The 24,940-nt window shown below is 68.3% G+C and carries 31 protein-coding genes; 15 read left to right on the forward strand and 16 right to left on the reverse strand.

Going from position 1 to position 24,940, the window contains the following annotated elements; translation table 11 throughout:
* Positions 1–78: 78 nt before the first annotated feature.
* Positions 79–942 carry an SDR family oxidoreductase gene (locus AB0M45_RS18480; protein WP_364330084.1) on the reverse strand — a complete coding sequence of 288 codons (864 nt, stop codon included), beginning with the start codon at positions 940–942 and terminating at the stop codon, positions 79–81.
* A gap of 210 nt (positions 943–1,152) precedes the next feature.
* Here AB0M45_RS18480 and AB0M45_RS18485 point away from each other — a divergent pair, with 210 nt between their 5' ends.
* Positions 1,153–2,016, forward strand: a complete 864-nt coding sequence (locus tag AB0M45_RS18485; protein WP_364330087.1) for an LLM class flavin-dependent oxidoreductase — start codon at positions 1,153–1,155, stop codon at positions 2,014–2,016.
* Between the two features lie 7 nt (positions 2,017–2,023).
* Here the strand turns inward: AB0M45_RS18485 and AB0M45_RS18490 are convergent, their stop codons facing one another.
* The 4 genes from AB0M45_RS18490 to AB0M45_RS18505 form a co-directional block, all read right to left on the reverse strand.
* Positions 2,024–2,869 (reverse strand): polyphosphate kinase 2 family protein, encoded by an 846-nt coding sequence (locus AB0M45_RS18490; RefSeq protein ID WP_364330090.1) that lies wholly within the window; start codon positions 2,867–2,869, stop codon positions 2,024–2,026.
* Between the two features lie 108 nt (positions 2,870–2,977).
* On the reverse strand, positions 2,978–3,703 hold the full coding sequence (locus tag AB0M45_RS18495) for an ESX secretion-associated protein EspG (RefSeq protein WP_364330093.1): 726 nt from the start codon (positions 3,701–3,703) through the stop codon (positions 2,978–2,980).
* Complete coding sequence (locus tag AB0M45_RS18500; RefSeq protein WP_364330096.1) at positions 3,700–4,365, reverse strand: hypothetical protein; 666 nt, start codon at positions 4,363–4,365, stop codon at positions 3,700–3,702. Before AB0M45_RS18500 ends, AB0M45_RS18495 begins: the two co-directional genes overlap by 4 nt.
* Before the next feature lie 40 nt (positions 4,366–4,405).
* Positions 4,406–4,798 carry a hypothetical protein gene (locus AB0M45_RS18505; RefSeq protein ID WP_364330098.1) on the reverse strand — a complete coding sequence of 131 codons (393 nt, stop codon included), beginning with the start codon at positions 4,796–4,798 and terminating at the stop codon, positions 4,406–4,408.
* Between the two features lie 159 nt (positions 4,799–4,957).
* On the opposite strand from AB0M45_RS18505, the gene AB0M45_RS18510 reads away from it, so the two are divergent.
* Positions 4,958–5,704, forward strand: coding sequence for a GntR family transcriptional regulator (locus tag AB0M45_RS18510; RefSeq protein WP_364330101.1), 747 nt, complete (start codon positions 4,958–4,960; stop codon positions 5,702–5,704).
* A gap of 61 nt (positions 5,705–5,765) precedes the next feature.
* Positions 5,766–5,957: a hypothetical protein gene (locus AB0M45_RS18515; RefSeq protein ID WP_357726640.1), complete on the forward strand. Its 192-nt coding sequence runs from the start codon at positions 5,766–5,768 to the stop codon at positions 5,955–5,957.
* A 73-nt stretch (positions 5,958–6,030) separates the two neighbouring features.
* On the opposite strand, the gene AB0M45_RS18520 is transcribed toward AB0M45_RS18515, so the two are convergent.
* Positions 6,031–6,366, reverse strand: coding sequence for a tautomerase family protein (locus AB0M45_RS18520; protein ID WP_364330105.1), 336 nt, complete (start codon positions 6,364–6,366; stop codon positions 6,031–6,033).
* Between AB0M45_RS18520 and AB0M45_RS18525 the strand changes: the two genes are divergently transcribed.
* Positions 6,346–6,834, forward strand: a complete 489-nt coding sequence (locus AB0M45_RS18525; RefSeq protein ID WP_364330108.1) for a TetR/AcrR family transcriptional regulator — start codon at positions 6,346–6,348, stop codon at positions 6,832–6,834. The two genes, AB0M45_RS18520 and AB0M45_RS18525, sit on opposite strands and share 21 nt — an antisense overlap.
* Before the next feature lie 11 nt (positions 6,835–6,845).
* On the opposite strand, the gene AB0M45_RS18530 is transcribed toward AB0M45_RS18525, so the two are convergent.
* The 4 genes from AB0M45_RS18530 to AB0M45_RS18545 all read right to left on the reverse strand — a co-directional run bounded on the left by AB0M45_RS18530 (position 6,846) and on the right by AB0M45_RS18545 (position 11,089).
* Positions 6,846–7,478, reverse strand: coding sequence for a class I SAM-dependent methyltransferase (locus AB0M45_RS18530; protein WP_364330111.1), 633 nt, complete (start codon positions 7,476–7,478; stop codon positions 6,846–6,848).
* A gap of 12 nt (positions 7,479–7,490) precedes the next feature.
* Positions 7,491–8,741 carry a saccharopine dehydrogenase NADP-binding domain-containing protein gene (locus AB0M45_RS18535; RefSeq protein WP_364330114.1) on the reverse strand — a complete coding sequence of 417 codons (1,251 nt, stop codon included), beginning with the start codon at positions 8,739–8,741 and terminating at the stop codon, positions 7,491–7,493.
* A 35-nt stretch (positions 8,742–8,776) separates the two neighbouring features.
* Positions 8,777–10,195: an AarF/ABC1/UbiB kinase family protein gene (locus AB0M45_RS18540; RefSeq protein WP_364330117.1), complete on the reverse strand. Its 1,419-nt coding sequence runs from the start codon at positions 10,193–10,195 to the stop codon at positions 8,777–8,779.
* A 225-nt stretch (positions 10,196–10,420) separates the two neighbouring features.
* Positions 10,421–11,089 carry a TetR/AcrR family transcriptional regulator gene (locus tag AB0M45_RS18545; protein WP_364330120.1) on the reverse strand — a complete coding sequence of 223 codons (669 nt, stop codon included), beginning with the start codon at positions 11,087–11,089 and terminating at the stop codon, positions 10,421–10,423.
* A gap of 368 nt (positions 11,090–11,457) precedes the next feature.
* Here AB0M45_RS18545 and AB0M45_RS18550 point away from each other — a divergent pair, with 368 nt between their 5' ends.
* From AB0M45_RS18550 to AB0M45_RS18570, 5 genes are all read left to right on the forward strand, one after another.
* Positions 11,458–12,675 (forward strand): DUF445 family protein, encoded by a 1,218-nt coding sequence (locus tag AB0M45_RS18550; protein WP_364330432.1) that lies wholly within the window; start codon positions 11,458–11,460, stop codon positions 12,673–12,675.
* A gap of 104 nt (positions 12,676–12,779) precedes the next feature.
* Positions 12,780–13,286, forward strand: a complete 507-nt coding sequence (locus AB0M45_RS18555) for a helix-turn-helix transcriptional regulator (protein ID WP_067463501.1) — start codon at positions 12,780–12,782, stop codon at positions 13,284–13,286.
* Positions 13,283–13,951, forward strand: coding sequence for a heparin-binding hemagglutinin (locus tag AB0M45_RS18560; RefSeq protein ID WP_364330123.1), 669 nt, complete (start codon positions 13,283–13,285; stop codon positions 13,949–13,951). Before AB0M45_RS18555 ends, AB0M45_RS18560 begins: the two co-directional genes overlap by 4 nt.
* A 251-nt stretch (positions 13,952–14,202) precedes the next feature.
* The gene (locus AB0M45_RS18565) at positions 14,203–14,493 is read left to right on the forward strand and encodes a DUF2516 family protein (RefSeq protein ID WP_040783979.1); all 291 of its coding nucleotides are present in this window, start codon (positions 14,203–14,205) and stop codon (positions 14,491–14,493) included.
* Positions 14,494–14,586: 93 nt separating this feature from the next.
* Positions 14,587–15,630, forward strand: a complete 1,044-nt coding sequence (locus AB0M45_RS18570) for an alpha/beta hydrolase (RefSeq protein WP_364330126.1) — start codon at positions 14,587–14,589, stop codon at positions 15,628–15,630.
* 26 nt (positions 15,631–15,656) lie between these two features.
* Here AB0M45_RS18570 and purU read toward each other — a convergent pair whose 3' ends face one another.
* Positions 15,657–16,547 carry a formyltetrahydrofolate deformylase gene (gene purU, locus AB0M45_RS18575; protein WP_364330129.1) on the reverse strand — a complete coding sequence of 297 codons (891 nt, stop codon included), beginning with the start codon at positions 16,545–16,547 and terminating at the stop codon, positions 15,657–15,659.
* 55 nt (positions 16,548–16,602) lie between these two features.
* On the opposite strand from purU, the gene AB0M45_RS18580 reads away from it, so the two are divergent.
* Both AB0M45_RS18580 and AB0M45_RS18585 read left to right on the forward strand, forming a co-directional pair.
* The gene (locus AB0M45_RS18580; protein WP_364330132.1) at positions 16,603–16,929 is read left to right on the forward strand and encodes an Arc family DNA-binding protein; all 327 of its coding nucleotides are present in this window, start codon (positions 16,603–16,605) and stop codon (positions 16,927–16,929) included.
* Positions 16,926–17,342, forward strand: coding sequence for a type II toxin-antitoxin system VapC family toxin (locus AB0M45_RS18585; RefSeq protein ID WP_364330135.1), 417 nt, complete (start codon positions 16,926–16,928; stop codon positions 17,340–17,342). Before AB0M45_RS18580 ends, AB0M45_RS18585 begins: the two co-directional genes overlap by 4 nt.
* 143 nt (positions 17,343–17,485) lie before the next feature.
* Here the strand turns inward: AB0M45_RS18585 and AB0M45_RS18590 are convergent, their stop codons facing one another.
* Positions 17,486–18,046 carry an N-acetyltransferase gene (locus tag AB0M45_RS18590; protein WP_364330436.1) on the reverse strand — a complete coding sequence of 187 codons (561 nt, stop codon included), beginning with the start codon at positions 18,044–18,046 and terminating at the stop codon, positions 17,486–17,488.
* Between the two features lie 174 nt (positions 18,047–18,220).
* Here AB0M45_RS18590 and deoC point away from each other — a divergent pair, with 174 nt between their 5' ends.
* Positions 18,221–18,889 (forward strand): deoxyribose-phosphate aldolase, encoded by a 669-nt coding sequence (gene deoC / locus AB0M45_RS18595; protein WP_364330138.1) that lies wholly within the window; start codon positions 18,221–18,223, stop codon positions 18,887–18,889.
* 92 nt (positions 18,890–18,981) lie between these two features.
* Here deoC and AB0M45_RS18600 read toward each other — a convergent pair whose 3' ends face one another.
* Positions 18,982–19,704 (reverse strand): DUF2993 domain-containing protein, encoded by a 723-nt coding sequence (locus AB0M45_RS18600; protein WP_364330141.1) that lies wholly within the window; start codon positions 19,702–19,704, stop codon positions 18,982–18,984.
* 204 nt (positions 19,705–19,908) lie between these two features.
* Here AB0M45_RS18600 and AB0M45_RS18605 point away from each other — a divergent pair, with 204 nt between their 5' ends.
* Positions 19,909–20,415, forward strand: coding sequence for a hypothetical protein (locus AB0M45_RS18605; protein WP_364330144.1), 507 nt, complete (start codon positions 19,909–19,911; stop codon positions 20,413–20,415).
* A 3-nt stretch (positions 20,416–20,418) separates the two neighbouring features.
* On the opposite strand, the gene AB0M45_RS18610 is transcribed toward AB0M45_RS18605, so the two are convergent.
* The 3 genes from AB0M45_RS18610 to AB0M45_RS18620 form a co-directional block, all read right to left on the reverse strand.
* Complete coding sequence (locus AB0M45_RS18610) at positions 20,419–21,225, reverse strand: class I SAM-dependent methyltransferase (RefSeq protein ID WP_364330147.1); 807 nt, start codon at positions 21,223–21,225, stop codon at positions 20,419–20,421.
* Positions 21,195–21,716 carry a DUF2505 domain-containing protein gene (locus AB0M45_RS18615; RefSeq protein ID WP_364330150.1) on the reverse strand — a complete coding sequence of 174 codons (522 nt, stop codon included), beginning with the start codon at positions 21,714–21,716 and terminating at the stop codon, positions 21,195–21,197. Before AB0M45_RS18615 ends, AB0M45_RS18610 begins: the two co-directional genes overlap by 31 nt.
* A 120-nt stretch (positions 21,717–21,836) precedes the next feature.
* A complete protein-coding gene (locus tag AB0M45_RS18620) occupies positions 21,837–22,322 on the reverse strand; it encodes a DUF2505 domain-containing protein (protein WP_364330153.1) in 486 nt (161 codons plus the stop codon).
* 142 nt (positions 22,323–22,464) lie between these two features.
* Here AB0M45_RS18620 and AB0M45_RS18625 point away from each other — a divergent pair, with 142 nt between their 5' ends.
* Both AB0M45_RS18625 and AB0M45_RS18630 read left to right on the forward strand, forming a co-directional pair.
* Complete coding sequence (locus AB0M45_RS18625) at positions 22,465–23,505, forward strand: UDP-N-acetylmuramate dehydrogenase (RefSeq protein ID WP_364330439.1); 1,041 nt, start codon at positions 22,465–22,467, stop codon at positions 23,503–23,505.
* Between the two features lie 215 nt (positions 23,506–23,720).
* A complete protein-coding gene (locus AB0M45_RS18630) occupies positions 23,721–24,938 on the forward strand; it encodes an Ig-like domain-containing protein (protein WP_364330442.1) in 1,218 nt (405 codons plus the stop codon).
* The last annotated feature ends 2 nt before the right edge of the window (positions 24,939–24,940 follow it).

Here is a 24,940-nt window from a genome sequence, read left to right on the forward strand (position 1 = left end):
TCCCCCCGGCGACCTCGATGCGGTCGCCAAACCCCCCATTCGACTCTGACGACAATGCGAACCCCTCGCCCAGGTGGTTCACGCGTCGATGAACAAGTCCAAGTCGAGTTCGCCGTCGCCGGGGACAGCGCGGTACGGGTCCAGGTCGGTGACTCCGTTGGCGGTGAGCACATCTTCGTCCAGGAGGAGTTGTCCGCTGTGCCCGGGCTCGGCGCCCTGCCCGAGGAGGTGAACGGCGGCTTCGGCGACGACGAACGGGGAGCGGGAGGCGGCGACTGATTCCTCACCGCCGAGTACGTTGCGGATCGCGGCGGTGTCGATGGTGGTGCGCGGCCACAGGGAGTTCACCGCGATGCCGTACCGGGCGTACTCATGCGCGAGGCCGATGGTGGCCATGCTGATCCCGTACTTGATGACGGCGTATTCCAGATGGCGGCCGAGCCACTTCGGGCTGAGGTTGATCGGGGGCGAGATGTTCAGGACGTGCGGGTAGCGCCCCTGCTGTGCGGATCGCCGCAACTCCGGCAGAGAGAGCTTGGTCAGCAGCAGCGTTCCCCGGAGATTGGTGTCGTGCATCCAATCGTATTGCCGCATGCTCACCTGCTCGGTCCGATCGGGTGCGATCACGGCGGCGTTGTTGATCACGAAGTCGATGCCGCCGAAACGCTCAACGGTCTGCTGGACCGCGTCGGCCATGGACACGTCGTCGCGCACGTCGGCGACGATCGGCAGCACATCACCGCCTGCGGCCTCCGCTTCGGCCGCAGCGGTATGGATGGTGCCGATGAACTTGGGGTGCGGCTCCTGGGTTCGGGCGATCATGGCGACGTTCGCGCCGGCCGCGCCCAGCCGGATAGCGACGGCACGGCCGATGCCACGGCTGGCCCCGGTGATGATCGCGGTACGGCCCGCTAGCGGCCCGATCGGCTCTGTCGATGCCATGTCCCCACTCCTTGTCCTGGCCACCGACACCACCTTGGTGTGGCTCGGCAACCCGTTGCCTGAGCCTAACTGCCCGTGGTGACCGGCCGCAGCACCGAAAATTCTCAAAAATCGTTTATATCCAGGGGATTGACATCGGTGCTCGGCACTGTTGCCGCGTTATGCGACATATGCCTTCGCCGACCGGCCGCGGCGGGTAGGAATGTCGGGGTGACTGTTCTCGGTGCTGTGTTCCGTCCGCAAAATCCGCCTGAGTCGCTCCGCGAGGCGGTCCGTGTCGCCGAGGCGACTGGGCTGGAGGAGCTGTGGCTGTGGGAGGACTGCTTCCTGGAGAGCGGAATCGCCACTGCCGCGGCGGCGCTCGCGTGGACCGAGCGGGTGCGGGTCGGCATCGGGCTGCTGCCCGTGCCGTTGCGCAACGTCGCACTCACCGCGATGGAGGCGGCGACGCTCTGCCGACTGTTCCCCGACCGGCTGATCCTCGGTATCGGACATGGTGTGCAGACCTGGATGGAGCAAGTCGGCGCGCGCGTCGAGTCGCCGGTGACCTTGCTCAGCGAGCATCTCGGCGCGCTGCGTGCGCTGCTCGCCGGTGAGCGGGTCACCACGTCGGGCCGCTACGTGCACCTCGACAATGTGGCACTGGACTGGCCCCCCGCGGCGCCGCCGAAGGTATACGCGGGCGCCCGCGGTCCGCGCTCGATCCGGCTGTGCGGCGAGCACGCCGACGGCACGCTGCTCGATTCGATCACCGACTCCGACGGCGTCCGTGCTGCCCGCAAGCTGATCGATGAGGGTCGTGCCGCCGCGGGCCGGACCGACCGCCACCACATCGTGGCGAATCTGCTCGCGGTCACCGGCCCGGACGCCGAGGCCCGCCTCGCCGCCGAACGCACTCCAGCGCACGCACCCGGTGCGGGCGTCGCAGGTGACGCGCACGCGGTCGCCGAAGCCGTCATCCGTCTGGCTGAGGCGGGTGCGGACACCGTCGTCGTGCAGACCACCGCCGACGATCCGGACCCCGCCGCGTTCCTGCGCTTCGTGTCCGAGCTGGTACGGCCGCTGGTCTCCTGAGCGGGCACTACGCCGGCGCGAGCCGCCGCTTCTGCTCCTCGACGTCGAATTGCGGTGCGGGCCAGTCGAGCTCCAGCCGCTCCAGCGCGTCGATGAGCAGTTCGGTGACCGCGACGCGGGAGAACCATTTGCGATCGGCGGGCAGCACGTACCACGGCGCGTACTCGGTGGACGTGCGGTCCAGCATCGCCTGGTATGCCTGTTCGTAGGCGGGCCAATGCGCACGCTCGTCGATGTCGGCGGGATTGAACTTCCAGTATTTGTCCGGGCGCTCCAAGCGCTCGGCGAGCCTCTTCTTCTGTTCGTCGAGCGAGACGAACATCGCGACTTTCACCAGCGTGGTGCCCTCTTCCACCAGTTCACGCTCGAACGCGTTGATCTCGTCGTATCGCGGCTCCCATTCCGTGGGTGGCACCAGGTTGTGCACCCGCACCACCAGCACGTCCTCGTAGTGCGAGCGATCGAATACGCCGAGCTGGCCGCCGCGTGGCAGCGCCTTGCGGATGCGCCACAGATAGTGATGGCGCAGCTCCTCTCGAGTCGGCACGCCGAACGCGGTGTGGTCGACGCCCTGGGGGTCGACCGAGCCGATGACGTGCCGGACGATGCCGCCCTTGCCCGCGGTGTCCATCCCCTGCAACACCAGCAGCACGCTGCGCTTGTCTCCGGAGCGGCCGTTCGCGTACAGCTTCTCCTGGAGATCCGACAGAATCCCGCTTCGTTCCGCGAGTAACTCGAGGCCCGCCTTCTTGTCGCCGGTGAATCCCGGCCGCGCTGACGTGTCGAGCTCGGCGATCCGCAATCCATCGGCTTTCAGGGCCTCGGTAGCCGCCACCGTCCACTGCTTGGCCATGACCTACAGCTAACCACGCCGTCGCAGCCGATCAGGCCAGAAGCGAGCGCCGGAGCTCGGCCGTCGACGAGCGCCCACGGCAACACGACAGCGTCCGGCTGTCCCCTTTCAGACGTGCGCCAAGCGCAGCAACTGAGCGGCGAACTCGTCATCCGACACCGGCGTGAGGATGAGGTCGTGCGCGGTGGTGAGCAGGTAGCGGCCGTCGCCGGTGAAGTCCAGCCAGGTGCGGTGGCGGGTGGGCGGGGACATGGGGTTGTCCGGCTGCACCGTCACGGTGATGAAGCCGCGTCCGTCGACCGGTTTGCGCAGCGTCTGGCGGAATCGCGCCGCGCCGCGGTGACCGTTGGTGACGAATGGCTCAGTGCGATCAGGGCTGAGCACCGCGTCTTGCGGCTCGCGCATCGGGGCGAGCCTGCCCGCCCGCGCGGAGCCGATGATCTGCACCAGGCGTTCGCCCACGGCGCGGGCATGGCACATCAGCACGGTCACCTTGTCCGGCGTTGCCACCAGGATGCCCGCGTGGTTGTGCACCACCGCGGCGAAGGCGAGAATCCGTTCGACCTGCGCGGCGTCCCCATCGCGCGGGAGGGCGCCGCGTTCGCCGGAGACGGTGATGGTGGTCGCGTCGTTGCGCGCACACAACATCAGCGCGGCGGCCAGGTCGGGGTCGGCCTGGCGGGCGAAACGCTGCGGCAAGCGCAGTGCGCGATACTCGGATTCGGTACGCACGGTGGCCGCGGGAACCATGTTGACCGGGTAAGGCCTACGGTCCAGGCTTGTTTCGTTCGTCCAGACATGCGTGAATTCGTCCGGGGTGAGCACCCATTTCACCGCGCGCCGCCTCCGCGGACGGTGCTGGGATCAGCGGGGGTGGGGTTGCTTGCGGCCGAAGGCTCCTGCGGCCGAGGGAACTGGGGAACGCGGTCGCCGCTGGCGGGCATGGTGGGGGTGTAGACGTAGGTCATCGTGTCCCGGACATCCGCCTCGATGTCTGCCGCCGCACTATCGTGTTCCATCCTACGTTTTCCACCGTAAACCGCTTCGGCGGCCGGGTCGGCCAGCGGCTCGTACCGCTGGGGCGGCGTGATCGCACCCCGGACCGTTTGCGCGGCATCGCTATTCAACTCCATCAGCCGTGCGACTGCCCGGCACACATCGTGCGCCTCCCCACCCGCGCGGACGAACTGCCTGGTCGCGGTCACCGCCGCGTCGGCGGCACGGCCGGTCCAATGCGCGAACTCACGGTTGGTGGCATCGGAAAAGGCTTGGAACGCCTCGGCAACCACCGTGGCGTTGGCCTGCCATGCCGCGGCCGTCCGGCCGAGCGCCGCCGGGTCGAGCGCTTCGTGCACCCGATCCCAGATCTGCTGGTGGGTATAGGCGCCGAACAGTTCCCGATCCGGTGCGTAGGCGGGATCCGCTGCACCGCCGGAGAATTCGGACAGCTGCTGCCGGATGCCATCGGCGGCCGCGCGTGCCGCGGAGTCTGCCATGATCGTCCCCCTCAGTCGGTCCCGGTGCACCGGCGCGTGTTCACCGGGGCTCCAGGTACTCGGTGATCAAACGCAGCGCGGCCTGATTCGCCGCCTCGGCGTCGGCCAGCCGGTTGGCCGCCGCCAAATACGCGGCTTTGAACAGCAGCGCTGTTTCCTGGAACGCCGCCAGGGTGTCCAGGTATTGCCTGCCTTTGTCGGCGAAGCCGCGGGTGAGGGCGTGTCCGGTCGGCAGGTCCGGGAAGCCCGTCACGTCCGTGACGAGTTGCCCGTCGTCCATGGCGCGACGCAGATCGTCGACCAGCTTGTCGCATGCGGCGGCGAGATTCTCGGCGACCGCGGTGTCCAGCTCGAATGGTTCGCCCCCGCCCTCGCCGATAGCCGCCGCGTACAGCTTTCGTGCCGTCCCCTGGCCGGTATCGGGTACTGCCATCAGGAAGCCCCCTTCCGCTCGGTCCTGTCCGTACCGCGCTGTACTGGATTCGCACTTTACCGGCCGGTGTCGTGGCGCGGATCGCCTCGGTGCGCGCTCCCCGATATCGGACGCGCCCGTTGTTAAACTGGCCAATGGTCCGCGGGGCAGGGGAGGCGAATGATGGCCGAAATCTACGACATGCTCCCGAAATACCTGCAGATCTCGGCATATCTGCGCGAGCTCATCGAGCGCGGTGAGCTGGCTCCGGGCGCCGAGGTGCCCTCCGAGCGGGAACTCGCCGCCCAATGGAAGGTCGCCCGGCCCACCGCGGCGAAGGCGCTGAACACGTTGCGCCAGCAGGGAATCGTCCACTCTCGCCGCGGGTCGGGCACTTACGTGACCGATCGGTCCGCCCTGATGCGGGAGAACGCGCCACGATACGGACCGCCGTTCGCCGAGGACGACTCGGTGACGGTGCTCGAAGCGGCGGTGGTCGCGGCGCCGCGCGAGGTCGCGGAGGCGATCGGCCTGCCCCGTGCACGTGCCGTGATACGAAAAGCGTTGAGCATCAGTCCATCTGGCTCCACAACGTTGATAACCTCTTGGTATCCCGTCGAGTTCGCCGATTCCGCCACTCGATTGCTCACCCTCGAACGCCTGCCCGGCGGAGCCCTGCGCTACCTGGAATCCGTCATCGGACGCGGTCCCGCGGTCGTGCGCGAGCGCATCGGCGCCCGCCTGGCCACTGCCGACGAGCGCGGTTATCTGGCGCTGCCGTCGCCAGCCGCGGTGCTGGTCGTCCACCGCACCTGTCGCGACGCCGACGGCCGGGCCCTCGAGTTCCGCACGGCCGTCCACCCGCCCGGCCACTGGGTCATCCAGCAGGAGTATTCCACCAGCTCAGCGGCCGATTCCCGCCGTTGACACCCCTCGTCCGCAACTGGCATAGTCCAGTTATCGGAAGCGTCGAAGGGTGGGAGTTGCGATGTCCGATCAGTTGACCATCGGCGGCTGGGTGATCGTGGGGGAGCACTGCTCGGTCCGGCTGGCTCCGCTACACCGCGACAACTACCTCGCCTTCGTCTTCGAAAGCAGCGGAACAGAATTCGAACTGGCGCTCGCGCCCGCCATCCTCCACCGCATGGTCGATCTCGGTACCGCGCCGCCCGCACCCTGACGCCGAAGGCGTTTGCGAACTGGGATCCGGGCGTTCCCGCCATTCGAGTCGCCCGGCCCGGATGAAGTGCGGTTCACGCATCCGCGCGCTGACCCTTGGCCAAGACGGCCAGCTCGGCGAAGCGGACCACGTTTCCGGCCGCGCCCCATGTGCCTTCGCGTTGCTCGTGGATGAGCACCCAGACCCGCAATCCTTCGGTGGCGTCGAGTCCGGCCGCGGCGAGGACGTCCGCGGTCACCTCCTCGATCAGGCCCTCCTTGCGGCGATCGGACAACGCGCCCTCCGGCACGGTGACGTCGACGCGGAACCGCGGCAGATCATCCTCGGCGCTGCCGAAGGCGCCTTCGGGCACCTCATCGATCCGGCACCAGGCCAGCGCGCGACGAGCGTGCGGGAACTGGCCAAGCACGCCCAGGCGCCACTGGGCTCCACCTACCACTACTTTCCGGGTGGCAAATCCCAGCTGGCCGCCGAAGCCGTGCGGTTCGCCGAGACGCTTACCGTTCGCAAGCTCGCCGACGGACTTGCGGCCGGGCCGGTCGCCGCTCTGCGTTCGTTCACGGACATATGGCGAAAAGTGCTGCTCGACAGTGATTTCCGGGCAGGCTGTCCGGTTCTGGCGGTCGCCATCGAAGATCCCGTCGACGACGACCGACCGCAGCGAGCCGCCGCCGCGTTCGAGAACTGGACCACGCTGCTGGCGCGATCGCTGCGCGACCACGGCGCCGATGACGTCGATGCCCAGCAGACCGCCACGCTGATCGTCGCCGCGGTGGAGGGCACCGTGGCGATGTGCCGGGTCGAACGCAGCACCCGCGCGCTCGACCAGACCGTGGACAAGCTCGAGTTCCTCGTCCGGTCCGTCACCACGAACTGAACATGCCGAGACTATGCGGGCTTCGTCGCGCTGACGTACTGCAGCATGCGGTGGATGTGCTGGTCGATCTCCACGAGGCCGTTTTCGGCGAAGAGGGCGGGAAAGGTCTTGGTGTCGAAGACGCGCAGACCGCTCCAACTGCCGACCACGCGGCTCATATCGCCGATGGGATTGTCGCCGCGGTGGCTGGTGGTGATGGCGATTCGTCCGCCGGGCGCGAGGACCCGGATCATTTCCCGGGTGGCGGTGAGCGGGTCCGGAATGAGGTAGAGCGCGCCGAAACAACAGACGGCGTCGAATGTTCCGTCGGCGAACGGGAGGGTGCGCGCGTCGCCGCGCAGATAGCCCACGCGAGGTCCGGCGTTGTCGGCGACGGCGCGCGCCAACATCGGCGCGGAATAGTCCACGCCGACCGCGTAGCCGTCACCGGACAGCGCTTCGCTCAGATACTTGGTGAAATTGCCCGGCCCACAGGCAATGTCGAGCACCTTCTGTGCGCCGCGTAGGCGCAGGGTGGCAACCGCGTCGCGCCGGTCCGCCGCGGTGGTGCGGCCGCTGGCGAGATAGAACACCGTTGGCCGCCAGGCCCGTTCGTACACCGCGGCCAGGGCCGGGGCGTTCATGGTCTTGCGAGCGAGATTCACCGGAAGTGTGGCTCAGGCGCGGTCGACTGTGATGGTCATGCCCGCCGCACGCAGCCGATCGGTGAGGGCGTCGCCCATCGCGGCGGCAGGTGTGAGAATGCCGGCGAGGTCGGGTTGCTCGTCGGTGTCGAACGCCAGGCACAGGCCGCTCTCGCCGAGCAGCACCGCGGTGGCCTGGTATCCGGGGTCGCCGGTGCCCGAGAAGGTAGCCACGTATTTCGTGCCGGACGTGGTGTGCGCGAACGTCTTCATGGTGAACCAGCCGCTGGTACGGGCTTCTTCGCTCGGTCCGGTACCCGGCTCGGGCAGCACCCGGTCGAGCACTTTGCGACCCGCGGAGGACCGCGACAGCAGCGCACCCACAGTCATCCCCGCCACGATGCCGCCCGCCATACCCGCGGCGACGAGCGGCGCCATCCGTGATTTGCCCGCGTTCATCACCTCGCGGTAGCGGAAGTTCTTGCCGTACACCCAGCCGAGCAGCCCGTTGGTGCGGCGCACGACCTTCGTGTTGTGCGCGGCCATGACGAACGTGCTCACCCAGCCGTCCAGGCTCGGGTCGATCGCGCTCGCCCGGGACAGCGCCTGATCGGATTGGCGGCCGACGTCGGGATCCCGCGACTTGTCCGGGCTCAGCGAATACGGGTGGGACAGCACCTTGCCCTTGGCCGGGTCGGCGGCGATCGCCTCCATCATGGCGCGCCCTGAATCGATGGTGCCGCCGCTGGCGCCGCCCTTGAGCCAGGCGACGGTCGTGGTGTCGACCAGCTCGCCGGTGTTGTCCTCGACCGAGCGGCGGTAGAGCTGGTACACGTTGATGTCGGACGGAATCGAGTCGTAGCCGCAGGAATTCACGATCTTCGCGCCGGTCGCGGCGGCCTGGTCGTGATAGGCGTCGATGGCGTCGCGAATGAACAGCGGCTCACCGGTGAGGTCGGCGTAGTGGGTTCCGGCCTTGGCGCACGCCGCCACCAGCGGCATCCCGTAGCGCAGGTACGGCCCGACGGTGGTGACGACCACCTTGGTTCGCGCGGCCAGCTCGTCCAGCGCGGCCTGGTCGGTCGAATCGGCGACCACCAGGCCCCAACCGGCGGCTTTCGGCCCGAGTCCCTCGCGTACGGCGGTCAGCTTGTCCAGCGACCGCCCGGCCAGCGCGACGCGCGCGGATTCCGGTGCGGCACCGGCGAGGTATTCCGCGGTCAGCTTGCCGACGAAGCCGGTCGCGCCGAAGAGGACTAGGTCGAATTCCCGTGTGTCTGCCATGGTCTTCCGTTCTGGATCGAGTCGCCGGTCGGCGGCTACTGCGTGGTCTTCTTCCGCGCCCGCGGCCGCTTCGGCGCGGCGGGCGGATGGTCGGCGAGCCAGGCGTGGTGCGCGCGGCCGAGTTCGGTGACCGGTGGTTCGTCGTACAGCCATTCGCGGGCCACCCGGTGCCAATTCGCGGTGCAACCGAGCTGACCGAGCATGCCGAAGGTGAGGAAGTCGGCGCGGCGCGAGAACAGGTGCTCCGGCGGCAGATTCTGCTGCTTCATCCCGGTGAACTCGCTGGCCCTCGGGTCGACCGCGAGCAGGAAGGCGCCGCTGGCCAGCTCGGGGGTGATGGTCAGTTCCTCGTCGACCAGACACCATTCCGAGGCGGCCAGCACGTATTCCAGGCACTCATCGGCGCCGATCTCCTGCGGCGAATCGATCACGCCGCGCTGGATCATCAACTCCCGCAGCTCTTCGGCGCGGTCCTCGGCGGCGGCGCGCAGGCAGATCAGCTCGAACCGCACATGCTCGGGATCCATTCGGTTGAACAACCCGAAATCGAGGAAGCCGACCCGGTCGTCTTCGGCCAACAGCACGTTGCCCGGGTGCGGGTCGCCGCAGAACTCGTTGAAGGTGAACAGCGAACCGACGTAGAACCGGTAGATGATCTCGCCGATCCGATTGCGGTCGGCCTCGGGCAGTTGCCGGATCTCCTCGAAGCCTTTGCCCTCCACATACTCGGTGACCAGCACCCGAGTGGTGCTGAACTCCGGCAGCGACCGCGGCACGATGATGAACGGATGCTCGGTGTAGAGCTCGGCGATCTGCAGCTGGGTCGCGGCCTCGGCACGGTAGTCGAGTTCGGCCTCCATGTTCAGCCGCAGCTCGTCCAGCACCGCGGGCGTCACCCACGGCATCGCGGATTGCAGCACGCGCCGGAACATCGCGAGGTTCTTCAGGTCCGCACGCACCGCCGTGTCGATGCCCGGATACTGCACCTTCACCGCGACCTGGCGGCCGTCGTGCAGGCGCGCCCGGTACACCTGGCCGATCGAGGCCGCGGCCACCGGCTCTGCGTCGAACTCGGCGAACACCGCGTCGAGCGGCTTGCCGAAATCCTCTTCGATCACCGCGCGCATGGCCGCGAAGGAGACGGTCGGCGCCGCGTTGCGCAGCACGGCCAGGCGTTTCTGGAAGCGTTCCCGGTGGTTCTCGGGCACCAGATCCAGGTCGAGCACCGACATCATCTGCCCGAGCTTCATTGCTACGCCCTTCATGGTGCCCAGCACCATGACCACCTGCTCGGTGGTGCGAATCATGGATTCCTCGGCCATTTTCGCCCGGACGGCCTCGGATCTGCCCCGCATGGTCAGCCGCGTCCGCTGTGTGCGAAGCACCGAACTCGCCGCCACCGCGCCCAGCTTGGTGCCACGAGCAAGCCGAGAGGTCGGTACTTGCTTCGCCATCGAGGTACCTCCGTTGGTGCCGCGGTCGGAGCGACGGACGCGCGGGCGGTAGCTCGCGTGACCGGCTTACGTCCCGCGCGGACCGCCGTCGAGTACGGCGCTTGCGGTGACGCAGCGCACTCGGCGCACCGCTCGGCTTCAGACTAGCCAACGTTTCGGCAAAGTCGAGAGGGCTGATGAACTTTTGCTAGCGGCCCAGCTAGCACCCATGGGCGATCGGCGCGATCAGTCCGCCGCGGGCGTCTCGGGCGTCGGCAGCACGTGCGGCTGCGCGTTGAACACCGCGGTCGAACCGCCGGTGCGGGCCATGCCCTCGATGGCGCTCCAGGCCAGCATGGTGAGGTAATCGATGACGTCCTCGCGGGACAGCGACTTGTTCGTCGACCACCAGTGCGTCGCCAGCTGGATGCCGCCGACCAGCACATACGACGCCAGCGCCGCGCCTTCGGTACGCACGCCGCGCTCCTGGGCGCGCTCGGTGATGACGGTGCAGACCACCTCGGCGAAGAGTTTCTCGAACTCCGCCAGCGAGGACTGGTCGGCCGCGCCGTTGCCCATGATGAAGCGATAGACCTCCGGGTCCTCGTCGACGGTGCCGACGTATTCGGCCAGCGCCGAGCGGACCAGCTGGTATTCGTCGGCGTCCAGGCTGATCGCGCCGTACACCCGCGGCATCAGAGTGGTCTCGATGTACCGCTGCATGGTCGCGTGGACCAAGTCGTTCTTGTCGGAGAAGTAGCGGTACAGCACGGTCTTGGAAACGCCGATCTCCGCGGCGATCTCGTCCATGCCCGCGTTGCTGCCGCGCGCGCGGACGGCGGAGAGGGTGCCGTCGACGAGTTCCTCGCGGCGATCGATTTTGTGTTGCCGCCACCGGCGCTTGCGGCCGTCCATCTGGCCGCCGCGCACCGCCGTCGGTCGCTCGCCGATGTCGACAAGGTCTTCGGTGGACAGCGTGGGCTCCCTCGTTCGTAATTGCTCCGGTGGCTACCAGCTTAGGTCCCGGATAGCCGTGATATGCGCGTTTGGGCCCGGATGCGGCGGGAACCACAGCGTCGGGCGTGCCTGGCGTGTCGAGAGCCACTCGCCGGCGCGCCCGGATCCCGCGGCACAGCAGAATGGGAGGCATGGAGAAAGCTCCCGGCAACACCGTGGTGCTGAACGCCCGGGGCGAGCGCGCCGGAGGCGCCGCGCCTGCCGCCGCGTCCCTCGGCTTCGCCGCCGTGCTCGACGAGGCGGCCAAGCGTCGCGACCTATGGCGGATGAAGGCGCTCGCCACCGGCATGCTGGCGCTGGCGACGGCGATCTACCTGTTCTGCCGCTGGACCGAATCGCGCGGCGCGGGTGGCGACTGGGTCGGTTACGTGCGGGCGGCCTCGGAGGCGGGCATGGTCGGCGCGCTGGCGGACTGGTTCGCGGTGACCGCGCTGTTCCGGCACCCGCTCGGCTTGCCCATTCCGCACACCGCCATCATCCGGCGCAAGAAGGACCAGCTCGGCGCCAGCCTCGGCACCTTCGTCGGCACGAACTTCCTCGCGCCGGAAGTGGTTTCGGCGAAGCTGAACTCCGCGCAGGTCTCCTGGCGGGTGGGGCGCTGGATGGCCGATCCCGGCCACGCCGCACGCGTGGCCCAGGAGAGCTCGACGATTCTGCGCGCCGTAGTCGGAGTCCTGCGTGACGAAGACGTGCAGCAGGTGATCGACAACACCATCGTCAAGCGGATCGCCGAGCCGCTGTGGGGTCCGCCGATCGGGCGGGTGCTCGCGGAACTGCTCGCCGACAACCGGCAGCAGGCGCTGCTGGACCTGCTCGCCGAGCGCGCGCACCAATGGGCGCTCGGCTCGCAGGAGACGATCGACCGCATCGTGCTTCGGGACGCACCGCAGTGGGCGCCGAAATTCGTCAACATCCTGCTTTCCGAGCGGATCTACCGCGAGCTGGTCGAGTTCACCTGGAAGATCCGTTCCAACCCTGAGCACGAGGTGCGGCTGGCGGCGAACCGCTTCCTGGAGGAATTCGCCGAAGACCTGCAATACGACGACGCCATGATCAAGAAGGCGGAGCGCGTCAAGGCGCAGATCATGGGTCGCGAGGAGATCACCGGAATGGCCGAGGCCACGTGGCGGGCGGCCAAGCGGCTGATCCTGGAATCGGCCGACGACCCGAGCAGCACACTGCGGCGCAAGGTCGCCGAAAATGTCCAGCAGCTCGGTGAGCGCTTGCGCGACGATGCCGAAATGCGCGCGAAGGTGGACGGCTGGATCGACCGGGGCGCCCGCTACTTGGTGGGGAACTATGCGGATGAGATCAGCACTCTGGTCACCGACACGGTTGCCAGGTGGGACGCCGACGAGGCGAGCAGAAAGATCGAATTGCAGGTCGGCCGGGATCTGCAGTTCATCCGCATCAATGGCACCGTGGTCGGTTCGCTTGCCGGACTGGCGATCTACACGATCTCCCATCTGATGTTCGGCGGCTGATCCGCAGTGCGCGGACCGTTTGCCGACACTCTGCTAGCACACTGCTTGCAATAGCTAGCACCCTGACCTAGAATCGACCCCGTACAACCGCCAGAAGGTGAGTGATGGCAGACCAGCCCGAGGTTTCCGCCGAGTACACCGACAGATCGGACGAGCACTCGTCCGGCGTCGGCGAACGAGGGGGTCGCGTCGCCAGCGCGGCGCACGACATCGGAGGCTTCATCAGGGCGCAGCGAGAAGCCGCGCAAGTCTCGCTACGCCAGCTTGCCCAGCTGGCGGGGGTGAGCAATCCGTATCTCAGTCAGATCGAGCGCGGACTGCGCAACCCGTCCGCCGAAGTGCTCACGCAGATCGCCAAGGCACTGCGGGTCTCCTCGGAGGTCTTGTACGTACGGGCTGGCTATCTCGAGCAGCGGCCGCACAGTCCGGTCCGGGATGCCCTGCTTGCCGACACGTCGATCAGTGAGCGGCAGAAGCAGGTGCTGCTGGACATCTATGAATCGTTTCGCCGGGAAAACGGAGGAAACGAGGCAGGGGGGGACGTTTGGGACAGCGACGTTCCGCGCACGACAACCGACACTCCGCCACGCCAGGAGAACGAAACATCATGACCGAGAAGAACGCCACCGTGACCAAGCCCCTACTCGCCACCGTCGGCGCGGGTGACGCCTTGTACGCCGCCGTCAACGACGTCGTCGCGCAGGTTCGCGAGCGCGCGGCCGGCGCCGATGTCCAGTCGCGGGTGGAGGATGCGCGCGAGCGCTTCGCGAACGTGCCCGCCGATGTGCAGGCCCAGTTCGAGTCGCTGCGCGAGCGGCTGTCCGGGCTGCCTTCGGAGCTGCCGGACGACCTCGCCGAGCTGCGCGAGAAGTTCACCGCCGAGGAGCTGCGCGCGCGGGCCGAGAAGTACTACCGCCAGGTGCTCGACGCCTACGCCGACCTCGCCGTCCGCGGTGAGGAGACCATCGAGCGGCTGCGCGCCAACGAACGCGTCGAGGAGCGGATCGGTAAGGTCGAGACCCTCTACGGCGACGCGGTGAGCCGCGCCGAGGACGTGCTCGACCGCGTCAACGGGCTGCTCGGCCGTCCGGCCAAGGCCGAGGACGACGCCGCGGCGGATCCGGTCGTCGAGGCCGAAGTCGTCGACGTGACCACCGAGGAGACCCCGGCTCCCGTTACGAACGGCGCGCCGAAGAAGGCGCCGGCCAAGAAGGCCACCACCCCCGCCGCGAAGAAGGCTCCCGCCGCCAAGAAGGCCGCCCCGAAGAAGGCCTGAACGCCCAGCGGATAACCCCTTCGACGCCCCCGTGCACCCAAGTGGTGTATGGGGGCGTTGCTGTTGATGGAGCAGTTAAAGCGAAGGCGGAGTACGCAAAGGGACGCTGTCGGACGCAGTCCGTCCGCAGTCCGCGCATGGCCGGAGCGAAGGCGGAGTACGCATAAGGGACGCTGTCGGACGCAGTCCGTCCGCAGTCCGCGCATGGCCGGAGCGAAGGCGGAGGTACGCCTATCATGGTTGGGGTGAATATGGTGCACGGATTGACCGGGATGATCCTGCTGGTGCTGTGGCTGGCGGCGCTCGGTGCGACGATTTTCGCACTGATCCACGCCGTGCGTCAGCGTCCGGACGCGTTCACCGCGGTGGACAAACTGACCAAGCCGATCTGGCTGGCGATTCTCGGGGTGGCCGTGCTCGTGCTTCTCCTCTCGCCTGCGGGCCTCGGCCTGCTTTCGTTCGCGGCGATCATCGCGACCGGCGTCTACCTCGCCGACGTGCGGCCCAAGGTAGATGAAGTTCAGCGGGGTCCGCGCTGGTGAGGGAGTAGTTCGGCGGACTGGTACGGGTGCTTGCACTAGCAAGCAGCGCGAATCGGGGTTACTGTATCTATCAGTAACACAAAGGAGTGTCCGATGCGTGCCATGCTGCCGACCGCGTTGACGAGCTTCCGGGCCCTGCTCCGGGGCTTGCGCGACGCGCACAGCGCCGAGTTGCGTTCCCGTTCGTACCAGACCGCGGCGTTCAATCCCCCGACGACGGCGCCCGAGGTGATCCCCGTACACACCCGGGACGGCGCGCTGCTGCGGGTGCACGCCTACGGCCCGTCCGATCGGCCGGTCATCGTGCTGATCCACGGCTGGACCTGCTGCCTGGAGTACTGGAACCCGCAGATCAACGCCTTTGCCGGCGACTACCGCGTGATCGCTTACGACCAGCGCGGCCACGGCGAAAGCGAGTACGGGTCCGGCAAGCTGAATATGGAGCTGCTGGCCGACGATCTGGCCGCGGTGCTCGATGCCGCGCTCGCGCCCGGACAGCGGGCCGTGCTGGTCGGCCACAGCCTCGGCGGCATGACCATGCAGGCATGGGCCGGCCGGTACCCCGAGCGGGTCGAGAAGCAGGCGCTGGCGGCGCTACTGCTCAATACCGCGGCCGACCGGCTGATCCTGGAGACCACCCTGGTGCCGCTGCTCAACCGGCCGCTGCGGCTGCTGCAACTGAAGGTGCCGCTGCCGTTCCTGTTCGGCAGGCTCGGGCTCGGCACTCCGCTCGTCTTCCCGCCCATCGCGCCGGTGCGCTGGCTGTTCGCACGGCAGATCCTCAGCACCGCGGCGAAAGGCGACGTGCTGGCGTTCAGCATGGCCATCGTCCGCTCGTGTCCGGCGTGGGTGCGCTCCAGGTTCGGTGTTCTGCTCGCCACGATGGATGTCGGGGAGTCGGCGCGCAACCTGGTGGTGCCCACCACGGTTCTCGCGGGCCAATTCGACGACATGACCCCGCCGGTCCACTCCGAGCGGATCGTCGAGATGCTCCGGCAGACCGGCAGTTTGGTGCGCTACGGCGTGTTGCCCACCGGCCATCTGGGCAACGTCGAAGCCTACGAACGGTTCAACGAGGAACTCGCGCGCGTGCTCGCCGCGGTGCGCCCGCGCCGCCGCGCCGACCTCGTGGGCTGAAATTCCCGGGGCGGTTGCGCCAGCGGTCAGGAAAAGACGACCGTGCGGCGGCCGTGCACCAGGACCCGTCCTTCCAGATGCCAGCGCAGGCCGCGCGCCAGCACCACCCGCTCGATGTCGCGGCCCTGACGGACCATGTCGCGCACCTCGTCGGCGTGGTCGATGCGGATGACGTCCTGCTCGATGATCGGACCCGCGTCCAGTTCCGCGGTCACGTAATGGCAGGTGGCCCCGATCAGCTTCACGCCGCGGGCGAACGCCTGGTGATAGGGGCGAGCGCCGACGAACGAGGGCAAGAAGCTGTGGTGGATGTTGATCGCCTTGCCCGCCCAGTGCTCGCACAGCTCGGCGGGCAGTACCTGCATGAACCGCGCGAGCACCACCGCGTGCGGGTCGTGCGCGTCCACCAGGGCGCGGACCTCCTCGAACGCGGGGCCGCGCTCGGCCGGGTCCTTGGGGAACGGCACGTGATGGAATTTCACGCCGTGCGCCTCGGTCATCGCCGCCAGATCCGGATGGTTGCCGATCACCGCCTCGATGGTGGCGGGCAGCTCGCCGCTGGCGGCGCGTCCGAGCAGGTCGTGCAGGCAGTGACCGTCTTTGCTGACTAGCAGGACCGCGCGGCGGCGCTCGCGGGAATCCAGCAGTTGCCATTCGGTTTCCGGACCAAGGCCGGCCGCCACCGCGGCGAACCGCTCACGCAGTTCCGCGATCGAGAACGGCACCGTCTCGGCCTTGATCGCCTGACGCGTGAAGAACCACCCGGTGTCGAGGTCGGAGTGGTAGCCCGCCTCCACGATCGAGCCGCCGAACTCGGCGATGAACGAGGTGATCCGCGCGATGATGCCGGGTCGGTCCAGGCACCCCAAAGTCAATACATAGCGGCGGTCGACCTGGACGGGTGGAGCGGAACTCATGCCCTCATCCTCCCAGGTGCGCTGCCGGAGATTTGCCGCGGCTTCGCCGAATGCCGTGAGCGTGCTCGCGTTCTATTGTGAAGGCAACGAAGGCGTTGACGCTATTGCCATCAATAGAGAGCAGGTGTACATGGCCAGGCTGACAGTCCGGGATCTTCCCGACGACGTACGCGAGGCGTTGCGTGTCCGCGCGGCCCAGCACGGCCGCAGTACCGAGGCCGAGGTCCGGGCGATCCTTATCGAGGCCGTCACGCCTGCGGCGCAGGTAGCGCTCGGGACGCTGCTGGCCGAGATCGGTCGCGAGGTCGAACTCACCGACGACGAATTCGAAGCGCTCACCGCTCGTGACCGACGCCCGGTCGCGCCCATGGAGTTCGAGTGATCGTTCTCGACACGAACGTGATCTCCGAGCCGCTGCGCAAGGCGCCGGACGCCCGGGTGGTCGCCTGGATCGACGCGCAGCCCCTGCACACCTTGTACCTGTCGGCCGTCACCGTGGCCGGACTGCGGTTCGGTATTGCGGCCATGCCTGCGGGCAGGCGGCGAGATACGTTGCGCGACAGGATCGAAACCCGGGTGTTGCCCCTGTTCGCAGGCCGCGTGCTCGCCTTCGACATGACCGCCTCCGCCGCCTACGCCGAACTCATGACCCGTGCTCGCCTCGCCGGGGCCCCGATCGGCGCCGCTGACGGGTACATCGCGGCGACAGCGAGTGCCGCGAGCATGGCCGTGGCCACCCGAGATATCGCACCCTTCCGGGCGGCCGGAGTGCAGGTCATCGACCCGTGGGCATAGAAACCGGAGTGCGGGGCTGATACGGGAGAAACGTAGTGCCGCGTCCGAGTGGTCCCCCCGTTCGCGACTGAGCGGCCGGTGGCTCTCGATCGGACGCGAGCCATAGGGCGCCGCGAGCACTGCCGCGACGAAGCCGAGGCGGATCAGAGGTCGTAAAACGGCTCGGCGTAATGGAATTCGCCCGCTATTTGCGAGTCATAGGCCGACAGGGAGCGGACCTGGAAATGGCTGACCCAGGCGGGCTCATCCGGGGTGATGCCGAGGCGGGCGGCGGGGACGAAGCCGAAGCGGGGGTAGAACTCCAGGCTGCCGAGCAGGCCGACCAGGGGTTCGTCGAGGGCGTCGGCGGCGCCGAGAGCCGCGTGCATGAGTGCCGAGCCGACGCCCGCTCCTTGGTGGTCGGCGAGCACGCCGATCGGGCCGAGCGCCAGCACGGGGAACGGGCCGACCGTGGCCCTGGTCAGGCACAGGTGGCCGACCACGCTGTCGTGCTCGATCGCCACCAGCGAGAGCGTCGGGATCCAGCCCTCGTCGCTGCGCAGCCGGGCGACGAGGCCCACCTCGGGCGGATCCGCGCTGCCGTGGTCACCTGGCGTGTCGGTGCCATCGGGATCGGTGGCGGTGGCGTAGCGCGGTGCGAATGCGCTGCGATGCACCGCCGCGATCGCAGCGGCGTCGTCCGCGCGTTCGCGACGGATCAGCACGGTCGTCTCCTCCCGAACGAAGTAGGGGCCCACCCGCACACGTTAGTCAGTCGGCCGTGGCGGCACGCTCTCCGATGCGCCATCAGCTACGAGTGTGCGTGAATCGCCTCCAGGTGCGCAACGGAATTCGCCCACCGAACGGGTCCGGCGTCCGGTGTGCCAGACTCTCACCCCATGGCAGATTCCGCGTCGCTGACCAGGTCCGAAGTGGCCGCCATGATCGACCATACGCTGCTGGCCCCGGAGGCGACGCCCGCCGAAGTCGCCGCGCTGGTCGAGGAGGCGCGTGGGTTGGGCGTGCTCGCCATCTGTGTGTCGCCGTCCATGCTGCCGGTACGCGCGCCGGGGCTCGTGGTCGCGACGGTCGCCGGATTCCCCTCGGGGAAACATCATTCGCTGGTGAAGGGCGCCGAGGCGCGGCTCGCGGTGAACCAAGGAGCGGCCGAGGTCGACATGGTGATCGATGTCGGCGCGGCGCGTACCGGGGACTATACGGCGGTGCTCGCCGACATTGTCACGGTGCGCGAGGCAGTCGGCGATCGGGCGCTGCTGAAAGTGATCATCGAATCCGCCGCCCTGCCGGATCAGGCGATCGTGGAGGTGTGCCGGGTCGCCGAACGCGCCGGAGCCGATTTCGTGAAGACTTCCACCGGATTTCACCCCGCCGGTGGCGCCGGCGCCCACGCGGTGCGGCTGATGGCGGAGACGGTGGGCGGTCGGCTCGGCGTCAAGGCCAGTGGCGGAATCCGCACCGCCGCGGCCGCGGCCGAAATGATCGCCGCGGGTGCGACCCGGCTCGGCCTGTCGAAATCCCGCGACGTGCTCGACGGCTTTCCAGCCTGACCGTCAACCGAATGCTGTTTCGTGGCGGCGGTATTCGGCCCATCCTGCTGTGGCCCCGGCGGTCGGCCCGAAGACTTTGCGGTACTGGGAATTCAGCAGCGAGACCCGGAACTGTCGCCCGCGGACTCCAGCTGGGCGCGTCCACCGGCCAGCTTGACGACCACGCCGGAATCGGTGACCTTCAGGTCCGTCGCCGACATGCCGAACGGGTAGCTCTGCAGGCTCTGGGTGAAGATATCGACGATGCTCTGCACCAGATCGGAGGGTACTCCGACGCCGAGCAGCTGCGCCGACATCGTCTCCACCTCGACCGTCCCGTTCAGGATCTGCGGCTTGAGCTGAAGCTCGGCCAAGCCGCCGAGCACGGCCAGGGTGAGCATGCCCGAACTCTCGGACGAGCTCACTCCGGTGACCAGACCGCCGAGCGTCTCCTTGATACCTTCGTTGCTCCAGTTGACGTCGGCGGAGGAGCTGCCGATCGTGCTCCCGTTCTGATCGGCGACGTCGACGTCGCGGAAGACCGCGTGGACCACCATCCCGACGGCGGGGCCGAATTTGGTGTCGTCGCTGTTCACCCGCACCGAAGGCACCTTGCCGTCGATCCAGGTGATCAGCATCGGCTTGGGACCGAAGCTCACGTCGATCTTCGATCCCATCTCCTTCTCGAATTGCGTGCTGATACAGCTCGACACCGAGTGCCTGGCATATACTTCTCCGCCGACCAGGACCGTCGCGAGCAGAATCGCTACCACGGTCAGGGCGATCAGCAGGGTCCGCCGGTTGATCGTCGAGGTGGACGGCGCGTTCGTACTCATGGTGGCGATTCTTCCCGACCTTTCTGTGCCGTTTCTGTGGAGGCATTGAGGGGTTCGAATGTGACATGCAGCACAAACACCGAGCGTAGCCTGGTGCGCATGGCTGGCGATGCGGCAAGCCGCGCGATCGGATCCGCGGAACAAGGATGGCGCGTTCTGCGCCGATGGGCCGGTCGGCACGCCGGTTTCTTTACTATCCGGCAGGTGCTGCGCACCGGGTGCGCAGCGCGGGTGCGGGACGGGCTCGGCGACGGTTCGGTGACCAGGGCCGGGGCGGACGGCCTGCTGCGCTTGGCCGGATGGCCGGAGGGTCCGCTCGACGAATACGCGATGTGGTCGGCCTGGTTCGACGGAGCCGCGGTGGTGTCCCATCACAGCGCGGCCGAGTTGCACGGCCTCGGCAGGCTGCGCCCCCGGTTCCTGCACCTGTCGGTGCGCGCGGGCCACCGAACTGCGCCGCCGCGGTTGGTGGTCCTGCGGCGCTCGCTGACCGGTGTCGACGTGGAATCGGCCGGTCCGTTCCTGGTGACGACGCCGGTGCGCACGGTGCTCGACCTGGCCGAGGCCGGGATCGGGCAGGTCGCCTTGAACGAGGTGGTCGCCGACGCGGTCGCCATCGACCGCTGTGCGGGCGAGGAGATCACCGACGCGGGTGCGCGACTGACACCCCGCGCGGCCAGAAGGGTATATCGCGCGCTCGCCGTCGCGTAACGGCTATCCGAAGCCGACCGGCGCCACGGCCGACCACGGCACCGACAGCACGTTGTCGCGCAGGCGGCGACGGTAGTGGCGGATCGGGAAACCTTCCTCGCGCAGCGACCGCGCGGCGGCGCGCCAGCGGATCCGGGGACCAAAGGGAGCCAGCGGTGCGGCGCGGGCCCACGCGCGATCCGCGGCGGCGAGCAGCGCGTGGATCGGCTCCCCGGGGATGTTGCGGTGGATCAACGCCTTCGGCAGCCGTTCGGCGAGATCGGAAGGCCGCTCCACGGTGAACGGATCCCAGGCCAGCGTGAGTGAGCGCGGGCCATCGCGGTCGAGCAGGACCCATGCGCAGCGCCTGCCCACTTCGTCACAGGTGCCGTCGACCAGCAGACCGTCCGGCGCCAGCCCGGATCGGATGGTCGACCACGCCTCGGGCACCGCCGATTCCGGATACTGCCGCAACACGTTGAACGCGCGCACCAGCACCGGTCGCAGCCCGGCGAGTTCGAATCCGCCGCGCGCGAAGGTCACGCCGTCGCGGCCGGGCACCACACGCTGCGGATCGATCTCCAGCCCCACCACCCGCACGTTGTCGCGCACTGTGCGCAGCCGCGCGGCCAGCTCGAACGTGGTCCACGGGCTGGCGCCGTACCCGAGATCGACCACGAGCGGATCGGCCGTCTCGCGCAGCCGGGCGGCGACGAACTCGTCGTTGATCAGCCAGCGATCGCTGCGGCGGAGTCGGTTGACGGCGGTGGTGCCACGGGTGATGGTGCCGACCGGTGCGGTCAGCGGGTGGGGTGGTGTTCTTCCAGCCACTGAACCGTGAACTCGGCCTCGCCGCGGAACAGGTCGACCAAGTTCACCAGCATCAGCTGCTCCAGGCGCGGTCCGACCATGGGGATGAAGACCTTCGCCTCCGAGGAGAAGCGCATGGTGCAGCCCGTTTCGGTGGGGAAGAGGCGGATGGTGCCGCCGAGGCTGCCCGGTCCGGCCGGAATCGACGCCGAGTACTTGCCCGTGATCTCGTCCGGCGCGTAGGCGCTGTAGCTCTCCTTGCGGGTGATCACCATGTCCTTGCGCAGCACCGTCTGCGCGAGCTCCGGCAGCATCTCGCGGGGCAGGATGTGGTGCAGTTCGATGTCGATGCCGCCGTCGCCCGCCTCCAGCTTGACCACCTCGTTGCCGGGGGTGTACTTCCGCATCTCTTCGACCCGTGCTTCCCAGTAGTCACGGTTCGACAGCGCCGCGTACAGCTCTTTTGTGGTATGCAGCGGATAGCGGGCGGAGTAGTCCAGTCGGCGTGCCATGGGCTCACAGGTTACTGGGTCCGGTAACAGGTACCTCGGCGGGCGGGTGGTGTGCGGAGGTCACACAAACGCGGGCATCGGAGGATGTGGCCGGATCCGGTGTCCGTTCTCCGGTGCGGCTCAGTGCGACGCGATCCAGGTCTCGGTGAACTCCGCCTCGTTCTTCAGCAGCTCGGTGAGGTGCTCGTCGATCGCCTTCTCGATCTTGCCGCCGAACAGCGGGATTTTCACCTCGATGGTGCCCTCGACCGCGACGGTGGCGCCGGAGCCGTCGGCGGACAGCGTGATGGTGCCGCGCACTTGGGCGGGCGCGCCGTCGACGCGCGCTTCGAAGGTGGCCGTATCGCCGCTCCAGTTCTCTACGCGGGGAATGACCAGGTCACCGGGGCGTACCGCGGTGATCGCGGGCGGCAGCTTTTCGGCGGCGATGGCCTGCACCAGCTCGACGCGCACCTGGTCGCCGCTGGTGGTGACCGACTCCAGGCGGGCGTTGGTGCCGCCGACCTCGGTGACGCGGTCCTTCCAGTACAACTCGTTCGCGAAGGCCGCGCGCACGGCGGCGGGGGAATGCGAGTAGCGGGCCGTGTACGCCAGCGGTGTAGCCATGAGTCCACACGCTACCGTGTGGCGCGCGAACTACACGAGTGGTGCCATCGGACCTGCTCGCGTAGTGCACGCCACGCTACCGTGTGGCGTGCGAACTTCACGTTTGGTGCTGTCGGATCTCCTCGCCGACACCGGTGCGCGGCTGCGCGAGGACGTGCGGCTGGCGGAGCTGACCACGCTGCGGGTGGGCGGACCCGCGCTGGTCGCCGAGTGCGCGACGACCGAAGCGCTGGTCGCGACGGTGCGCGCGCTGGACGCCGCGGGCGTCCCGGTGCTGTTGCTGGCGGGCGGCTCCAATCTGCTCTTCGGCGATGACGGTTTCGACGGTGTGGTGGTCCGGGTCGCCACCACGGGCGTCGAGATCGGTGCCGACGGCGTGATCGCGGAGGCCGGAGCAAACTGGGATGACGTGGTGCACGCCACAATCGCCGCCGGGTTCGGCGGGCTGGAATGTCTGTCCGGCATTCCCGGTTCGGCGGGTGCGACGCCGGTGCAGAACGTCGGGGCGTACGGCGCCGAGGTGGCCGACCTGCTGCGCCGGGTGCGGCTGCTGGACCGCGCCAGCGGCGAGATCCGCTGGGTGGCGCCCGACGAACTCGGCTTCGGCTATCGCACCAGCGTGTTGAAGCACCGCGACGACGCCGTGGTGCTCGCGGTCGATTTCGCGTTGCGCACCGACGGTTCCAGCGCTGCGCTGCGCTACGGCGAGCTGGCCGGAACGTTGGGCGCGGAGGCGGGGGAGTCCCGGCCCGCGGCCCAGGTCAGAGACGCGGTGCTGCGGCTGCGCGCGGGCAAGGGCATGGTGCTCGACCCGGCCGACCACGACACCTGGAGCGCGGGATCGTTCTTCACCAACCCGGTGGTCGCCCCGGATCGGGTGGCGCAGGTGCGGGCCGCGATCGCCACCCAGGTGGGCGATGTGACGGTGCCGACCTACCCGGCGGCGGGTGGAGTCAAGTTCTCCGCGGGCTGGCTGATCGAGCGGGCGGGTTTCGCGAAAGGGTTCCCCGGTGCCGAGGCACCGGCCCGGCTGTCGACGAAACACACACTCGCGCTGACCAATCGCGGCAGCGCCAGCGCGGCCGATCTGGTGGCGCTGGCGAGAACAGTGCGCGACGGCGTAGCCGACCGCTTCGGGATCCATCTGGAACCGGAACCCGTCACCGTCGGCATCACACTCTGATCCTCGTCCCGAGGATCGACTGAATGTGACGTGGCGTGACGCGACGACTGATTTCGTGAGCACATGGGTAACTCATCGGGTACGCCCAGAACTCGAGGAGCACCCAACGCAGGACCTGAACGCAAATCCCGTGTCTCCCGACTAGTACGGCCTGAAGACGCGGAGAGGCGCAGGAGCGTCCGCGTAAATTCGATGACGTGAGCAACCGACCGATAATGCGCCGCTCAGGGGCCGCGGTGTCGGCTGTGCTGCTGGTAGTCGTCGCCTTGGTGGCGGGATGCACGATCGACCGGGGCGCAGCGGGCGGCCGCGACGCGGGTCCGGTCGCCGAGGCGACGTTGGTTCCCGCCGACGACGCCGCGAACGTCAACCCGACCGCGCCGGTCTCGGTGACGATCAGCGACGGCACGATCGACCATATCGCGCTGACCAACGCGGCGGGCAAGCAGGTCCGCGGCGAACTCGCCCCGGACAAGCGTGGCTACACCATCACCGAGCCGCTCGGCTACGACGCCACCTACACCTGGTCGGGCACCGCGGTAGGGACCGATGGCAAGGCGATCCCGATCGAGGGCTCGTTCCGCACGCTCGCGCCGAAGAGCACGGTCCCCGCGACCATCAATATCGGCGACAACCAGGAGGTCGGCATCGCCGCACCGATCGTCCTGCAGTTCAAGTCCGCCGTGCTGAACAAGGCCGCGGTGGAGAAGGCGCTCACGGTCACCACCGACCCACCCACCGAGGGCGCGTGGGCATGGTTTCCGGACGACGGTGGTTCGCGGGTGCACTGGCGTCCGAAGAACTACTGGACGCCCGGCACCACCGTGCACGTCTCGGCGCGGCTCTACGGACTCGACCTGGGCGGCGGCAATTACGGCTATTCCGATCTGACCTCGGACTTCCGCATCGGCCGCAGCCAGATCGTCAAGGCGAACGCGCCGAGCCACCGCATGCAGGTGGTCCGCGACGGGCAAACCGTGTTCGATTTCGCGGTCAGCTATGGCGAGGGCAACGAGCCACGCAACGTCACCCGGTCCGGCGTTCACGTGGTCACCGACAAATACGAAGACTTCATGATGTCGAATCCGCCGTATTACACCAATGTCCGCGAACGCTGGGCGGTCCGCATCTCCAACAACGGCGAATTCATCCACGCCAATCCGGAATCGCTGTCCGCACAGGGTTCGGCGAACGTCACCAACGGTTGTATCAATCTCTCGCCCGCCGACGCGCAGGCCTACTTCCCCACCGCGCTCTACGGCGATCCGGTCGAGGTGACCGGGACGTCGATCCCGCTCTCCGCCGCCGACGGCGACCTCTACGACTGGACCATCGACTGGAATACCTGGAAGAGCATGTCGGCGTTGCGGGGCGCACCGTCGGCGGTGGTGTCGGCGACGCCGGTGCCGCCGCAGCCGGCCGGCGGCCGCTGAGT

This window comes from Nocardia sp. NPDC051787, assembly GCF_040681325.1.
Taxonomy (GTDB): Bacteria; Actinomycetota; Actinomycetes; order Mycobacteriales; family Mycobacteriaceae; genus Nocardia.

What these genes read in the sequence shown, in the direction of transcription:
- AB0M45_RS18620 (WP_364330153.1), bottom strand. Translation starts at nt 22,322, where the DNA reads ATGGCTACACCGCTGGCGTACACGGCCCGCTACTCGCATTCCCCCGCC.
- AB0M45_RS18505 (WP_364330098.1), bottom strand. Translation starts at nt 4,798, where the DNA reads ATGGCAGTACCCGATACCGGCCAGGGGACGGCACGAAAGCTGTACGCG.
- AB0M45_RS18570 (WP_364330126.1), top strand. Translation starts at nt 14,587, where the DNA reads ATGCGTGCCATGCTGCCGACCGCGTTGACGAGCTTCCGGGCCCTGCTC.
- AB0M45_RS18490 (WP_364330090.1), bottom strand. Translation starts at nt 2,869, where the DNA reads ATGGCCAAGCAGTGGACGGTGGCGGCTACCGAGGCCCTGAAAGCCGAT.
- AB0M45_RS18615 (WP_364330150.1), bottom strand. Translation starts at nt 21,716, where the DNA reads ATGGCACGCCGACTGGACTACTCCGCCCGCTATCCGCTGCATACCACA.
- AB0M45_RS18555 (WP_067463501.1), top strand. Translation starts at nt 12,780, where the DNA reads ATGGCAGACCAGCCCGAGGTTTCCGCCGAGTACACCGACAGATCGGAC.
- AB0M45_RS18500 (WP_364330096.1), bottom strand. Translation starts at nt 4,365, where the DNA reads ATGGCAGACTCCGCGGCACGCGCGGCCGCCGATGGCATCCGGCAGCAG.
- AB0M45_RS18560 (WP_364330123.1), top strand. Translation starts at nt 13,283, where the DNA reads ATGACCGAGAAGAACGCCACCGTGACCAAGCCCCTACTCGCCACCGTC.
- AB0M45_RS18540 (WP_364330117.1), bottom strand. Translation starts at nt 10,195, where the DNA reads ATGGCGAAGCAAGTACCGACCTCTCGGCTTGCTCGTGGCACCAAGCTG.
- AB0M45_RS18565 (WP_040783979.1), top strand. Translation starts at nt 14,203, where the DNA reads ATGGTGCACGGATTGACCGGGATGATCCTGCTGGTGCTGTGGCTGGCG.
- AB0M45_RS18480 (WP_364330084.1), bottom strand. Translation starts at nt 942, where the DNA reads ATGGCATCGACAGAGCCGATCGGGCCGCTAGCGGGCCGTACCGCGATC.
- AB0M45_RS18550 (WP_364330432.1), top strand. Translation starts at nt 11,458, where the DNA reads ATGAAGGCGCTCGCCACCGGCATGCTGGCGCTGGCGACGGCGATCTAC.
- AB0M45_RS18535 (WP_364330114.1), bottom strand. Translation starts at nt 8,741, where the DNA reads ATGGCAGACACACGGGAATTCGACCTAGTCCTCTTCGGCGCGACCGGC.
- purU (WP_364330129.1), bottom strand. Translation starts at nt 16,547, where the DNA reads ATGAGTTCCGCTCCACCCGTCCAGGTCGACCGCCGCTATGTATTGACT.
- AB0M45_RS18600 (WP_364330141.1), bottom strand. Translation starts at nt 19,704, where the DNA reads ATGAGTACGAACGCGCCGTCCACCTCGACGATCAACCGGCGGACCCTG.
- AB0M45_RS18545 (WP_364330120.1), bottom strand. Translation starts at nt 11,089, where the DNA reads ATGGACGGCCGCAAGCGCCGGTGGCGGCAACACAAAATCGATCGCCGC.
- deoC (WP_364330138.1), top strand. Translation starts at nt 18,221, where the DNA reads ATGGCAGATTCCGCGTCGCTGACCAGGTCCGAAGTGGCCGCCATGATC.
- AB0M45_RS18515 (WP_357726640.1), top strand. Translation starts at nt 5,766, where the DNA reads ATGTCCGATCAGTTGACCATCGGCGGCTGGGTGATCGTGGGGGAGCAC.
- AB0M45_RS18630 (WP_364330442.1), top strand. Translation starts at nt 23,721, where the DNA reads ATGCGCCGCTCAGGGGCCGCGGTGTCGGCTGTGCTGCTGGTAGTCGTC.
- AB0M45_RS18510 (WP_364330101.1), top strand. Translation starts at nt 4,958, where the DNA reads ATGATGGCCGAAATCTACGACATGCTCCCGAAATACCTGCAGATCTCG.